Genomic DNA, 13,818 nt, shown 5'->3' on the forward strand with positions numbered 1-13,818 from the left:
TTTGGGTTTAGGTTCCGAACAACGGAATCAATGCTGATGAGCAAAACGCGTGATAACATCGATCACGTTGGTATGCGTGCGAGAAGGTGTACTCACGGTGATTCGGCGAACGTCGACACGCGTTGTAGGGAATTCGCTAACGGGCATCGCACGCTCAGAACTGGATTTTTGCTGATAGGAGACCGGCGATGTCGGAGGGAACTTTGGTTGAATATAAGGTCGTTGATGGCGTAGCGGTGATAACGCTTAATAATCCGCCAGTAAATGCGCTGGCGCCCGGCATGCGGGAAGACCTGATCCACTCTCTTGAACGTGCGAACGCTGACAACTCGGTGAAGGGCATTGTTGTGACCGGAGGCGGCGCCAATTTCGTGGCAGGAGCCGATATCCGGCAATTTGGAAGAGAGCGCAAGGTTTCTTCGTCAGTCAGCACTGCCGCACTTGACGCCAGTCACAAACCCGTCGTGGCTGCAATCCGCGGTTACGCACTCGGCGCAGGGCTCGAGCACGCACTCGCATGCCATTACCGATTCGCTACTCCGGACGCAAAGCTCGGCCTGCCCGAAGTGAAAATCGGCGTCATCCCTGCCGGAGGAGGAACGCAACGCCTCACCCGGCTGGTAGGGCCGCAAGCGGCCATCGATATCATTGTCAGTGGTCGCCACGTTTCGGCGAAGAATGCTCTGGAGATGGGATTGATCGACCGGATCGTCGCCGACGATCGTCTCCTCGCCGACGCCAGGCATTTTGTGGAAACCTTCCCAGAAGGTCAGGGCGTACGCCGCGTTCGCGACATGAACGAGCGGATCGAGCATGCGAAAGCCCATCCGCACGAGTGGACCGTGAAGCGCGATGAAGCTGCAGCGAAGGCTCGGTTCGTGAAGGCACCGCGCAGCGCGTTGGCCTGTATCGAGATGGCGGTGAGCGGCTCGTTCGAGGAAGGCCTTGCGCTCGAGCAGACGCTATTCTCCGCGCTCGAAGCTTCAGACGAGGCAAAGGCGCTCCGGTACGCATTTTTTTCGGAACGCGAGGCAGCCAAGATTCCCGGCAAGCCGGAAGACTACAAGCCCGCAGCGGTTCGCAGTGCTGCCGTGATCGGGGCAGGAACGATGGGTGGAGGGATTGCCATCTGTTTCGCCGACGCTCGTGTTCCAGTGAAGGTGCTCGACGCGAGTCAGGAGTCACTCGATCGTGGGATGCAGAAGATCAGGGACACTTATGCGACGAGGGTTCGCCGAGGTAGTCTGACGCAAGGCGAGATGGACGAAAGCCTCGCCTACATCGAGCCTGTGATGGACTATGAACAGATCGGTGAAGCAGATGTCGTGATTGAAGCGGTTTTCGAACGTATCGATCTGAAGCGGGAAGTTTTCGGAAAAATCGATCGAGTGATGAAGGAGGGCGCGCTGCTGCTGACGAACTCGTCGGCCATCGACATCGATACGATGGCCAACGTCACACGCCGGCCAGCCGATGTGGCGGGAGCACACTTCTTCGCTCCAGCGAATGTCATGAAACTGTGCGAAGTGGTGAGAGGGACCAGTAGCTCTGTCGAGACCATACTGCGTACCGCCAAGCTCGGACGCGACCTGAAGAAGGTGAGTGTCGTCGCGGGATCGTGCGACGGCTTTGCCGCGAACCGCAGTCGTGCGCCATTGGTTACCGAGGCGATGCTGTTGCTGGAAGAAGGTGCTCGTCCGGATCAGATCGATCGTGTCATGAAGGCATTCGGCTATCCGATGGGGCCGTTCGCGGTCAGCGATCTGTCGGGTCTCGATGTCAGCTACGACACCCGGAAACGTCGGGCCGCGGCGGATCCGACCTATCGCAAACTGCATGTGCCTGACAGGATGGTCGAGCTTGGCCGTAAAGGGCAGAAAAATGGTACTGGATGGTACCGATACAACCCTGACGACCGGAAGCCGATCGTAGATCCCGAAGTTGACGCGATCATTGCAAGCGTCGCGCGCGAACTCGGTGTCGAGCAGCGGCAATTCTCGGACGCAGAAATCCTGCAGCGCCTGCTCTTCGCGTCCGTCAACGAGGTCTGCAAGATTCTCGAGGATGGAAAAGCGTACCGCGCAAGCGACGTAGATGTAATGTGGTTGCATGGGTTCGCCTTCCCCCGCCATCGCGGCGGGCTGATGTATTGGGCGGACACGATCGGCGCGAGCACGGTTGGCCAGCAGGTCGAGGCGTGGCACGGACAGTTCGGCAAGCGCTGGAAGCCCGGTCGCCTGTTGCTGGAAGCGGCAGCTGCGGGGTCGCAACTGCGCGACCTGCGAGCCCCGGGAATCTGACATTTACTCGCCAAATGACCTTCGATTTCTGAGTCCACGGGATCGAAGGTTCCTTTCGCGCCACCCCCTGTTTCCTTGCTATCCATGGCGCGTGTTTCTGCGCGCGGGGTGTGAGCCACTTGCGTTTTTGATGCCGCGCTGAACGTCATGGCCTGGTATGCGTTCAAGCGCGAGAGGGAGCCGGCGGATTTCCTGGTGGTGCCGGGTAAAGCAGACCACGCGTCTGGAACGATCTTCGGGTTGTCCGTCATCCAGAACGGGAAACCCCCCGGGGACAGCTTTCGTGTCGCAAGGGGGCAGCTTCGGGTCGACTGTTGTGTCAGGTGTTGTTTTCTTCGCGCGGATACTGCAGGACCAGCGCCTCGAGTCCCTTGTCGCCGGAACGGATCGTGAACTTTTCTTCGGTTGGCTCGACCACGACCATGGACCAGAGCGGCAACTCTTCGTCGTTGTGCAGGAGGCTGCCGTTGCCGACGAATACGTAATAGCCGGCTGCGGCCTTCGGGTCGGGGCCTTCGACGCTCTGGCCGGCACCAAGTCGCACGATCTGTGCGTGCATGCCGTCCGAGTCATCCTTCAGAAGCGTTTCCCAAACCGGCTCGGCCCGTTCCCTCAGCACCGGCTCGATTGAGAAGCGCACGCGCTCCGATGTCAGATGACGGCGCTTGCTCGGCTTCAGCCGGTCCCGGTAACCTTCCTTGTTCAGATACACCGGTTCCGAATTGCCGGTGTACATCCGCATTGCAACAAATGACAGTCCTTGGGGACCTGCGACGATGGGGCCGTAAGCCGTGTGGTGGTCCTTGAACTGCACGGTCAGCGGCTCGAGCGGCTGCTGCTTGTTTCCGAGAGTCCCTGACCCGGCGATGAACATCTGGAACATCGTCACGCCGTGGAAATGCGGGACCACCGACTCGTGCGGTTGCAATTCCGACATGGTTGCCTGTGGCCCCGAGCCCGTGGCGTTCGAGCTGCGAGGACCAAAAAACACCGTTCCCCAATGCTGGTTTCCGGTGCCCGGTGAAACTACGACGTCTCTCTTGGAAAGAGCGTCGGCGCCGCTTCGTGTGTAGATCATTCAAAGTCTCCTTGAATCTGCCATCGATCCGCAGATCGCTCTGCGATGCGTGTTGCGTTCGCCGGCATGTGGCAAACCACGAATGGATCGTAGCACGAGTTTTACGTATTAGCACTGATTCCGACCAGTGAAACCTGAAGTAACATTCCGGTCTCTCGGGAGATCCTTGCTCATACGCTTTCGAGTTTCATTCATCGAAACCAATTCCATTTATCGTTGACGTCGGCGCTCGTGAGGTCTACAGTCAGGATCATTGGATCGCTCAAAGAGACCATGGAGCGGCCGCGAAGAGATCGCTCTTACCCAGAGCAGGCATTTAGGGGCAACCAGATGGAGACGGATCAGACGATGAATGATTTCAAATATCTGCTCGAACCGCGGTCAATCGCGGTCGTCGGGGTTTCGGAAGAAGCGGGCCGGCCGGGTTCGCAAGCTGTTCGTGCGCTTGTCAAGAATGGATACCAGGGACAAATCTATCCGGTCAATCCGAAGTATGCGGAGTTTGACGGTCTCAAGTGCTATGGCGCGGTGAGCGACATCGACGCACCGATCGACCTCGTGGTGATCGGTGTGCCGGCCAAAGGCGTTATTCCGGTCCTCAAGACGTGTGCCGAAAAATCCGTCCCTTACGTCGTGGTTCTGAGCGGGGGCTTTCGCGAGAGCGGCCCCGAAGGTGTCGAGCGCGAGCGTGAGATGCTGCAGATTGCGATCGATGCTGGAATTCGTATCATCGGCCCGAACTGTCTGGGCTTTGCGAACATTCATTCGCAGGTTTTCGCTGCGTTTGGGAGTATCACCCGGGAGCCAAAGCTGAAGAAGGGCGGAGTGTCGCTCGTGACCCAGAGTGGTGGCTTCGGATACAGTCTCGCGCTCGCATGCGCTGAGGCGGACATCGGCTTTCGCCATGTGATCGCCACCGGCAACGAGACGGACGTGGACACCGTACAGCTGATCGATGCACTGCTAAACGATCAGGAGACCCAGATCATCCTTGCGTACATCGAAGGTACGAAGGACGGCCGGTCGCTGCTTGACGTAGGCAGACGCGCACTGGCGGCCGGCAAACCGGTCCTGCTCTGGAAGGGTGGGGTGACCGAAGAGGGCGCTCGGGCAGCCGCTTCGCATACGGCAAGTATGACCGGCAGCTACGATTTCTATCGCGCGCTTTTCAAGCAGACCGGTATCGTCGAAGTCAGGGAAATCCACGAGGCCGTTGATTTTCTGAAGGCTTTCACGGGCAAGAAGTATCCGGCCGGTGGCGGGATGGCGGTCATGGGCGTCTCCGGTGGCTCGGCGATTGTCTTCGCTGATGCTGGTGAACCCGAGGGGCTGCACCTCGCGAATCTTGCAGCAAACACTGAAAAGCTGCTTGCGGAAGTGGTGCCGAATATTGGAGCGGTGCATAACCCGATCGACCTGACGGCTGGCTATTTTTCCGCAAGCAATCGTGACAAGCTGCGCACCGCGATCGAGGTAACACTTGCTGACCCTGGAGTCGACGCTCTTTGCGTGAATCTGGCTACGACGGGCGGTGCCGGGAGTACGGCTGCGGCCGAAGTGATCGCTGAGGTCGCAAAGGGTTCGGCCAAGCCTGTCTGTGTATTCTCGTCCACGCCCCGCGACCAGATCGCCGATGCCAGCCGGTTGCTGGACGCTGCAGCCGTGCCTCTCTTCCCATCGCCTTCACGCGCTGCGAAGGCGTTGGCAATGCTTGTGCGCTATGGCAGCGCGCGCAACCAGGCGGCCACTGCCGGAAGTGAGCTCCGCGAGGCCGTCCCGTCACCGGAGGCCGCCCTTTCAGGCACGGGCGGCAAACTGTCCGAAGCGCAGTCGAAGGACATCCTGTCGCGCGCCGGTATTCCTGTTACTCGCGATGTGCTGTTGACCGATCTCGGTGGCAGCTTGCCGGACCAGTTGTCCTGGCCGGTCGTTGTCAAGATCGTATCGCCCGATATCGCTCATAAGACCGAGATTGGAGGCGTCAAGGTCGGAATCCGCGACGAGATTGAACTTGAGTCGGCTATCGCCGAGGTTCGCGCAAACGCGCAATCGCACGCCCCCGACGCGCGAATTGAAGGCGTCATGGTTTCCCAGATGGTCAAGGACGGGTTCGAGCTGATCGCGGGTGTCGTGAACGACGAAGTGTTCGGCCCGGTCGTGGTGGTTGGGGCTGGCGGGATTTACGCCGAGCTGATGCGCGACTCGTCCTGCCGTCTCGCACCCTTCGATGAAGCGGTCGCCCGACAGATGCTGGACGAGCTGCGATGCCGTCCGATTCTGGACGGAGCCCGAGGTAAGCCGGCGCTCGACGTCGAAGCCACCTCGAAGGCGCTGGCAGCGCTTTCACGGTTCGCGTGGGAGCACCGCGATTCCGTGTCTGAAATCGACGTCAACCCGCTTTTCGTTCTGCCTGACGGAGTTCTGGCTGCCGACGCGCTGATCGTGCCTGCGCAGGCTGCCGCGTGGGTGGGCCATTGATTGGACGGCCAAAGTGGAGCTACCTGAAGACATTGCCATGAATGACGAAACAGTTCACGCAGAACGCCACACGGTCACGTTTCTGCCCCTTGATCGCGAGCTCGAGGTACGTCGTGGAGAGAAGATTCTCGCAGCGGCGCTCGCAGCAAATTTTCCTCTTCCTTATAGCTGCCAGAAAGGCGTTTGCGGCTCCTGCAAGGCCAAGGTGAAGGTCGGGGTTTGCGACCAGGGGGATACGCAGTTTGCGGGCCTTTCTGCTTCGGAGGCAGAGCAGGGTTATGTGCTGCTCTGCCAGTCGACACCGGCATCGGATGTGACGGTTGAATGCCGCACGGTCCCGTCGGTTGAGGGCTATCCAGTCAGGAAAGCGCCATGCCGCGTATCTGCGCTCGAGCGTCTGGCCGACGATGTCATGCGTATCCGGCTCAAACTGCCTGCCAACCCGCAGTTCAGGTTTCTGCCTGGCCAGTATATTGACGTAACGATTCCTGGTGGAGTCAGGCGCAGTCTGTCGATAGCCAACTCGCCGGAGGACGAAGGCTTCATCGAGTTGCATCTCCGTAATTACGGCGGCCCGTTCAGTACCTTCGTGTTCGGCAGTTTGAAGGAGAACGATCTCCTTCGTCTGGAGGGGCCGTATGGCTCGTTCTTCGTGCGGGACGATTCCAGCAAGCCAATGATTCTGCTGGCGAGCGGCACCGGGTTCGCTCCGATCAAGTCGATTGCCGAGCACGAACTGCTCAAGCGCAGCGGGCGGCAGATGACTCTGTACTGGGGCGGCCGACGCCCGCACGACCTCTATCTGGATTCACTCGCACGGTCATGGACCGAGCAAGGAATTAACTTTGTTCCGGTGATTTCCGATGCAGTGAAACACGACGGCTGGAAAGGGCGTTCGGGGTTTGTTCACGAAGCAGTGATGGAGGACTGCGCGGACCTCTCGTCGTATCAGATCTACGCGTGCGGTGCGCCAGTCGTTGTTCTCTCGGCAAAGAGGGACTTCACCGAGCGGTGCGGTCTTCCTGAAGACGAATTCTTCGCCGACATTTTCGTCTCTGGTGCAGCCCCGTCTGCATGACAGCGCTAAACAATAAAGGAGTCGGTATGTCGCTAGATGGGCTGAAGATCGTGAAGTGCGGTTCGCAACTGTGGATCGAGATCGACCGGGTAGAGAAGGCAAATGCAATGACAGTTGCCATGATGGAAGGGATTACATCCGCGATCGTCCAGGCCGGCGCTGACGAAACGACGCACGCGGTCGTGCTGTCGGCGAAAGGCGAGAAGCATTTTTGCGCGGGAGTGGATGTACGCGAGCAATCGCCAGATGGCGATGCCGCCCGCCAGCGGGAAAGACGCTCTCACGCCCTCGCGGCACTCCAGGATTCCGTAATGGTTGCGCCGGTGCCAGTCATCGTTGCGCTCAATGGTCTTGCCGTCGGTGCCGGCGCCATGCTCGCGCTGATGGCTGATGGGTGTGTTGCCGTTGAAGGATCGGCGCTTTCCCTTCCGGAAATTGATATCGGAATCCCGACTTTTTCGGGCGCCAACGTTCTCAATGTGATCGGCGGACGCGCGCTTGCAGCCGATCTGATCCAGACGGGACGACGGCTTCCTGCTGTTGACGCGCTGAATCGTGGATTGATCAGTGCGGTGGTCTTGAGAGGTGAACTTGAACTCTCGGCGAAGAAGGCGGGAGAGGCACTGGGATCCAAGAATCGCCAGGCATTTGTCGACAACAAGAGCTGGATCAATCGAGGCCTGCGCGCAGCGCTTGAAGAGGCGCGAGAAGAACACGCGCGCCATCGGGCCAGGACGCAGGGCGTCGGCAAGCATTGAAACTGGCTACAGGCGGTGCCTGATCACGAATTGAAACGGAGACGGACGTGGCAGATCTTGAAATCAGCAGGGTTGGTCGTGTGGTGGTTGCCAAGCTTAATCGACCGGAAAGGAAGAATGCGCTAAGCGAGGAGATGCTTGAACTGCTACGCGACGAGCTGAAGAAGGCAAACGACGATGAGGATGTGGGCAGTTTCGTTCTCACGGGGGCAGGGGACGCGTTCTGTTCGGGCGGCGATCTTGGGCGCCGTGCGGCCGAAGGCGGCGATCCCACGCCGCTTGAGCGCAAACACCGCCTTCAGCGCGTAACCCACAAGGTTGCTCTCGCGGTCGAGGAATTCGAGAAGCCGTTGATCGCAGCTGTTAACGGCGCGGCCGTCGGCGCGGGCATGGACCTTTCGCTCATGTGCGATATCCGCTTCGCCGCGCAATCGGCGCGGTTCGCCGAAGCTTATATCCGGGTCGGTCTGATTCCGGGCAACGGCGGCTGCTATTTCCTGCCAAGGCTGGTCGGGCCGGCCAAGGCGCTGGAACTGCTGTGGACCGGCGACTTCGTCACCGCAGAAGAGGCGCTCAGGCTAGGCATGGTCAATCGGGTGACTTCGGACGAAAGTCTGCAGGAGGAAACGCTCGCATTTGCTTCCCGTCTGGCCGAGGGACCGCCCGTTCAGACACGCGACATCAAGAAGCTGATGTATCAGTCGATGCGAACTGATCTGCGCACCAGCCTTGAGACGACCTCGGCGCTCATGGCCGTGGTCCAGTCGACGACCGACTACCAGGAAGCGATCACCGCATACAAGGAAAAGCGCAAAGCGGACTTCAAGGGGCGGTAAAGCGCTGTCCGCCCCTCTTCGGCTGGCCACGGCATGGGCTTCCCAGTCGGGCCGATAGCAGACCTCGATCAGATCAGAGAGGACCAGACCATGCAACAGATCGTGCGCTCGTTGAGATGGAACATCGACAAGTGGTTCGGACCGGCGTGCCGCGATCGAATCATTGTGACGAGGACCCCTGATGCCAGATGGGGCGCGAGGTGCGTTTGTGTGCGGGAAAAAGATTCGGACAGTGATATATCGCTGTTCCTGTTTCGGCACACAGACGGCTCCTGGAGTGTTTTCCCTCCTGCGCAGCGCGGGCCGTCATTCACACTGGGATTGCTGGTAGCGAGCGTCCCATGCGGGACTGATCTACGAACCCCGGATATGAGTCTTCAAATAAATTGAAGACGTGTTGTCTGAAGGCTAGTGGCGATCGCCGTGACGCCCCCGTAGCATGGCCTATCAGTATAGGACAATTAACATGGTAGACGTTCTTGTAATCGGAGGAGGCAACGCCGCACTGTGTGCCGCAATAGTGGCGCGGGAGGCGGGTGCCAGTGTACTTCTGCTTGAGGCCGCTCCCCGGGAGTGGCGAGGCGGGAATTCGCAGCATACGCGCAACCTGCGCTGTATGCACGATGCTCCCCAGGATGTACTCGTTGAAGCCTATCGAGAAGAAGAGTTCTGGCAAGACCTTCTTAAGGTAACGGGCGGAAATACGAACGAGGAGCTCGCACGTATTGCGATTCGCGCTTCGTCGCGTTGCCGCGACTGGATGAGAAAACACGGTGTACACTTCCAGCCCCCCCTTTCCGGCGCGCTGCACGTCGCCCGGACCAATGCGTTCTTCATGGGCGGCGGGAAGGCGCTTGTCAATGCCTATTACCGTAGTGCCGAAGTGATCGGTGTCACTGTCCGGTACAACGCGCCTGTCGACTCGATTGAGCTTGATGGCACCCGGTTTGTCGCCGCAAAGATCGGCAACGAACGCATCGAGGCGAAGAGCTGCGTGCTTGCGGCGGGAGGCTTTGAATCGAATCGGGAATGGCTTCGCGAAGCGTGGGGACAAGTGGACGGCGTCTGGATTGCAGACAACTTTCTGATCCGCGGTACACGGTTCAATCAGGGCACGCTTCTAAAATTCATGATCGACGCCGGTGCGGACGCTATCGGCGATCCCTCCCAGTCGCACTGCGTGGCAATCGACGCACGCGCGCCGCTTTATGACGGCGGAATCTGCACCCGCGTCGACTGTGTTTCGCTGGGAGTCGTCCTCAATCGCGACGGAAAACGGTTCTACGACGAGGGTGAGGACTTCTGGCCGAAGCGTTACGCAATCTGGGGGCGCCTCGTTGCGCAGCAACCAGGGCAGATTGCCTATTCGATCATCGACTCGAAAGCGATCGGCCGGTTCATGCCTCCCGTATTTCCGGGGACGAAGGCTAACTCGCTGCGCGAGTTGGCATCGGCCCTCGGTTTCGACGAGGACGAGTTCCTGGAGGCGATTCAGACGTACAACCGGTCGTGCCGGCCTGGTACCTTCAACCATGCAGTGCTTGACGACTGCCATACCGAAGGGTTGACGCCGCCGAAGACGCACTGGGCCCAGACATTGGACCGGGCGCCTTTTTACGCTTATGCATTGCGTCCCGGCATCACGTTCACATATCTCGGCCTGAAGGTGGATTCGAACGCTGCCGTGCATTTCGGCGGCGAGCCGTCTCGAAACCTGTTCGTTGCGGGAGAGATGATGGCAGGAAACATTCTCGGCAAGGGGTACACCGCCGGAGTGGGTATGTCGATCGGAACGGCGTTCGGGCGGATCGCTGGTACTCAGGCCGCGGCAGCGGCAAAGCACTATAGGGAAGCCATCCATCATGCAGTCGCTTGAAATATTGACCCGCGAGGCTTCAGCGCTCGCGGCGAACGAAGTCGTATGCCGGACTGACATGACCCAGACGGAGGGGGAGGTCAGCCGCATCATGCAGATCTGCAACGCCTGTCGATACTGCGAAGGGTTTTGCGCGGTATTCCCGGCAATGACACGACGGCTCGAGTTTGGACGGGCGGACGTGCACTTTCTCGCGAACCTGTGCCACAACTGCGGCGCATGCCTGCACGCGTGCCAGTATGCGCCGCCGCATGAGTTCGCGGTCAACGTACCGCAAGCGATGGCGAAAGTGCGGGTGAACACCTACACGGAATATGCGTGGCCCGCTTCGTTCGGCGCGCTGTACCGGAAAAACGGGACGACAGTGGCTTTGGCGCTGGCCGGCGGCCTCGCGCTGTTTCTCGCACTGGCTTCCATGGCAGGCAGACCGCCACCCCCCAGCGCGAACTTCTACAGCGTATTCCCACACAATCATCTCGTTCTCATCTTTGGGACAGTCTTCCTCCTCGCCCTCATCTCGCTCTCGATCGGCGTGCGGCGTTTCTGGAAGAACGAGAGCCCTGGTGAGCTGTCGGTTGATGCCACTGCAGAAGCAGCGGGATCTGTGTTGACGCTCAAGTATCTGGGCGGCGGTCATGGCGAAGGGTGTAACAACGACAGTGACAGTTACTCCCTTGCGCGTAGACGTTTTCATCATTTTACGTTCTACGGTTTCATGCTCTGTTTTGCATCGACCTGTGTCGCCACGCTCTACCACTATCTCTTTGCGCTGGAAGCGCCGTACGGGTTGACCAGCCTGCCCGTGTTTCTGGGATCGCTCGGGGGAATGAGTCTTGTCGTGGGATGCAGCGGCCTGTTCATCCTCAATCTCAAGCGACACCCGCTACATGGGGATGCCGCGCAAAAGGGAATGGACCGCGGATTTATCGCCCTGCTGTGGCTGGCCGGGCTCACGGGGCTGGTACTTCTGGGTGCGAGGGAAACGGGAGCGATGCCGATCCTGCTCGCCGTGCATCTGGGCGTGGTGCTGGCTCTTTTTCTGACGCTGCCCTACGGCAAGTTTGCGCATGGTATCTATCGAACCGCCGCCTTGCTGAAATGGTCGATCGAGAAACGGAAGCCGTCTTCGTTGATGGTCGAGGAGTAGTCACCAGGAGGACAAGCCAATGCGCACCCCCGGGCGTTCAATCCAGGGCGGCCGCGCGAGATGCTGCCATCGGCGGACGTTGGACACCATCACCAAATTCCATAGTTGTCCACGCCGTCGGAATCGCAGTGACGTGATCGGAGCGGATTCGCTCCCATCGGAGAGAACTGAGTGTTGTTGACGTTCATAGGAGGAGACACCATGAACAGAACATTGCTGCACAAGGACCTGATCGGCGGTGCACTGCTGATCGCTGTCGGGATCGGCGTGCTAACGCATTCCGTTGCCTATCACATTGGCACGCTGGTGCAGATGGGCCCGGGTTTTTTCCCGTTCTTTCTGGGCCTCATCCTGGCCCTGGTCGGTTGTGGGATCGCCGTGCAAGGCTATCTCTCGGTACACGCCGACGGCGTGTCCGGCAAGACCGCCCCAAAAAAGAAGCTGCGTCCGGAATGGAAGGCGTGGCTACTGATCTGCCTGGGCATGGTTGCGTTTGTCGTCCTGACGAAATACCTCGGACTCGTGGCGGGCACATTTGCGGTGGTTTTTATTTCGGCGCTTGGCGATCGGGATAACAACATCAAGTCTGCGGCTTTGCTGGCATTGGCGATGGTTGCAATCGCCGTGGTCGTTTTCTGGTGGGCGCTGCAGATCCAGTTGCCGCTGTTCAAGTGGGGTGCCGTATGATCGCGCAAACGCTGCATGATCTCATGTATGGTTTTAGCATCGCGGCGATGCCTCAGAACCTCCTCTGGTCTTTTGTCGGTGTGCTGGTCGGCAATCTGATCGGCGTGCTGCCGGGCATGGGGGCACTCTCGGCGATCGCGATGCTGCTGCCACTGACCTATTCGATGCACGCGGTCCCGGCGCTTCTGATGCTGGCCGGTATCTTCTATGGTTCGCAGTACGGCGGTGCGCTGGGTGCGATCCTGCTGAACCTGCCATCGCATCCACCTCATGCCGTCACCTGTATCGATGGGTATCCAATGACGAAGCAGGGGCGTGGGGGGGCCGCGCTGGGTATCACGATGGTGTCATCCTTTTTTGCCGCGTCGGTCGGCATTATCGTGATGATTTTTCTATCGCCCTTGCTTGTCAAGATCGCTTTCGATTTCGGGCCGACCGAGATCGTTTCGATCATGCTGCTCGGCCTGATCGCCGGGGCGACGATGTCCCGGGGATCACGGCTGAAAGGCGTTGCGATGACGGTATTCGGGTTGCTACTCGGCATTATCGGCACAGACGTCAACAGCGGCTTGGAGCGTTTCACCTTTGGCTTCGCGGAACTCTCGGACAAGGTCGAACTCGTTGCGCTATCGATGGGTCTGTTCGGCGTTGCGGACTTCCTGATCAACGTCAACCGGATCAGTTTCGTGGGGACGCAGACAAAGGTTCGCCTGCGTGACATGCGGCCAACGCGTGGAGAGCTGAAACAGGCGTTTTGGCCGATGGTTCGGGGCACGTTCGTTGGAACTCTTTTTGGCGCTATGCCGGGCACAGGACCGACCATCACCACTTTCCTTGCATACGCTCTCGAGAAGAAGATCTCAAAACGACCGGATCGCTTTGGCCAGGGTGCCATTGAAGGTGTGGCCAGTCCAGAGGCGTCCGCTCACGCGAAAACTCAAGTTGATTTCATCCCGACCTTGACGCTCGGAATTCCGGGTGACGCCGTGATGGCTCTGCTACTCGGTGCCTTGCTGATTCAGGGATTCCAGCCCGGTCCCCAACTGATCACGCAGCACGCCGATCTCTTCTGGGGCCTCATCGCAAGCTTCTGGATCGGCAATGTGCTCCTGCTCCTGCTGAATGTGCCGCTGATTGGAGTATGGGTAAAGCTGCTGCAGGTGCCTTACCGCCTGATGTATCCGTCGGCGCTCTTCTTTATTGCCGTTGGAGTTTTCAGTACTAACAACAGCTTGTTCGAGGTTGGTGAGGTACTCGTGTTTGGGTTGATCGGGGCGGTTCTGCTGGCACTGGATTTCCCCGTGGCGACCATTCTTCTCGGGTACGTTCTCGGACCTATGGTGGAGGAGAATTTCCGCCGGGCACTGTTGCTGTCGCGAGGCGACCTCGCGATTTTCGTGCAACGGCCAATCAGTGCAGCGTTCGTGGCGATCTGTCTGTTGCTGGTTGTCGGGCAATGCTTCTTTGCCTGGCGTGAGTACAAGCGCAAGCGCTCGACAGGCGGGGCGCCGGAGGCGGCCGTGCCACCTATGTCTCACGGGCCGCTCGCCGAAGAGTGACCGCAAAGCCTCGCGTGACGC

The 13,818-nt window shown here is 59.4% G+C and carries 10 protein-coding genes; 9 read left to right on the forward strand and 1 reads right to left on the reverse strand.

What is annotated here, in order from left to right:
• Positions 1-188: 188 nt before the first annotated feature.
• Positions 189-2,300 (forward strand): 3-hydroxyacyl-CoA dehydrogenase NAD-binding domain-containing protein, encoded by a 2,112-nt coding sequence (locus OKW35_RS11875; protein ID WP_429552067.1) that lies wholly within the window; start codon positions 189-191, stop codon positions 2,298-2,300.
• 319 nt (positions 2,301-2,619) lie between these two features.
• Here OKW35_RS11875 and OKW35_RS11880 read toward each other — a convergent pair whose 3' ends face one another.
• Positions 2,620-3,378 carry a hypothetical protein gene (locus tag OKW35_RS11880; protein WP_429552068.1) on the reverse strand — a complete coding sequence of 253 codons (759 nt, stop codon included), beginning with the start codon at positions 3,376-3,378 and terminating at the stop codon, positions 2,620-2,622.
• A gap of 348 nt (positions 3,379-3,726) precedes the next feature.
• Here OKW35_RS11880 and OKW35_RS11885 point away from each other — a divergent pair, with 348 nt between their 5' ends.
• From OKW35_RS11885 to OKW35_RS11920, 8 genes are all read left to right on the forward strand, one after another.
• The gene (locus tag OKW35_RS11885) at positions 3,727-5,856 is read left to right on the forward strand and encodes an acetate--CoA ligase family protein (protein ID WP_429552069.1); all 2,130 of its coding nucleotides are present in this window, start codon (positions 3,727-3,729) and stop codon (positions 5,854-5,856) included.
• Positions 5,857-5,893: 37 nt separating this feature from the next.
• Complete coding sequence (locus OKW35_RS11890) at positions 5,894-6,934, forward strand: CDP-6-deoxy-delta-3,4-glucoseen reductase (RefSeq protein WP_429552070.1); 1,041 nt, start codon at positions 5,894-5,896, stop codon at positions 6,932-6,934.
• A 26-nt stretch (positions 6,935-6,960) separates the two neighbouring features.
• On the forward strand, positions 6,961-7,692 hold the full coding sequence (locus tag OKW35_RS11895) for an enoyl-CoA hydratase/isomerase family protein (RefSeq protein WP_429552071.1): 732 nt from the start codon (positions 6,961-6,963) through the stop codon (positions 7,690-7,692).
• Between the two features lie 47 nt (positions 7,693-7,739).
• Complete coding sequence (locus OKW35_RS11900) at positions 7,740-8,528, forward strand: enoyl-CoA hydratase/isomerase family protein (RefSeq protein ID WP_429552072.1); 789 nt, start codon at positions 7,740-7,742, stop codon at positions 8,526-8,528.
• A gap of 466 nt (positions 8,529-8,994) precedes the next feature.
• Entirely contained in the window at positions 8,995-10,404 is a 1,410-nt protein-coding gene (tcuA, locus tag OKW35_RS11905) for an FAD-dependent tricarballylate dehydrogenase TcuA (protein WP_429552073.1), read from the forward strand.
• Positions 10,391-11,551, forward strand: coding sequence for a tricarballylate utilization 4Fe-4S protein TcuB (tcuB, locus tag OKW35_RS11910; protein ID WP_429552074.1), 1,161 nt, complete (start codon positions 10,391-10,393; stop codon positions 11,549-11,551). Before tcuA ends, tcuB begins: the two co-directional genes overlap by 14 nt.
• 201 nt (positions 11,552-11,752) lie before the next feature.
• On the forward strand, positions 11,753-12,238 hold the full coding sequence (locus tag OKW35_RS11915; protein ID WP_429552075.1) for a tripartite tricarboxylate transporter TctB family protein: 486 nt from the start codon (positions 11,753-11,755) through the stop codon (positions 12,236-12,238).
• On the forward strand, positions 12,235-13,797 hold the full coding sequence (locus tag OKW35_RS11920; protein WP_429552076.1) for a tripartite tricarboxylate transporter permease: 1,563 nt from the start codon (positions 12,235-12,237) through the stop codon (positions 13,795-13,797). Before OKW35_RS11915 ends, OKW35_RS11920 begins: the two co-directional genes overlap by 4 nt.
• Positions 13,798-13,818 lie beyond the last annotated feature (21 nt).

This window comes from Paraburkholderia sp. MM5477-R1 (assembly GCF_050436385.1).
GTDB classification, from domain to species: Bacteria; Pseudomonadota; Gammaproteobacteria; order Burkholderiales; family Burkholderiaceae; genus Paraburkholderia; species Paraburkholderia tuberum.

What these genes read in the sequence shown, in the direction of transcription:
- OKW35_RS11875 (WP_429552067.1), top strand. Translation starts at nt 189, where the DNA reads ATGTCGGAGGGAACTTTGGTTGAATATAAGGTCGTTGATGGCGTAGCG.
- OKW35_RS11880 (WP_429552068.1), bottom strand. Translation starts at nt 3,378, where the DNA reads ATGATCTACACACGAAGCGGCGCCGACGCTCTTTCCAAGAGAGACGTC.
- OKW35_RS11885 (WP_429552069.1), top strand. Translation starts at nt 3,727, where the DNA reads ATGAATGATTTCAAATATCTGCTCGAACCGCGGTCAATCGCGGTCGTC.
- OKW35_RS11890 (WP_429552070.1), top strand. Translation starts at nt 5,894, where the DNA reads ATGAATGACGAAACAGTTCACGCAGAACGCCACACGGTCACGTTTCTG.
- OKW35_RS11895 (WP_429552071.1), top strand. Translation starts at nt 6,961, where the DNA reads ATGTCGCTAGATGGGCTGAAGATCGTGAAGTGCGGTTCGCAACTGTGG.
- tcuA (WP_429552073.1), top strand. Translation starts at nt 8,995, where the DNA reads ATGGTAGACGTTCTTGTAATCGGAGGAGGCAACGCCGCACTGTGTGCC.
- tcuB (WP_429552074.1), top strand. Translation starts at nt 10,391, where the DNA reads ATGCAGTCGCTTGAAATATTGACCCGCGAGGCTTCAGCGCTCGCGGCG.
- OKW35_RS11915 (WP_429552075.1), top strand. Translation starts at nt 11,753, where the DNA reads ATGAACAGAACATTGCTGCACAAGGACCTGATCGGCGGTGCACTGCTG.
- OKW35_RS11920 (WP_429552076.1), top strand. Translation starts at nt 12,235, where the DNA reads ATGATCGCGCAAACGCTGCATGATCTCATGTATGGTTTTAGCATCGCG.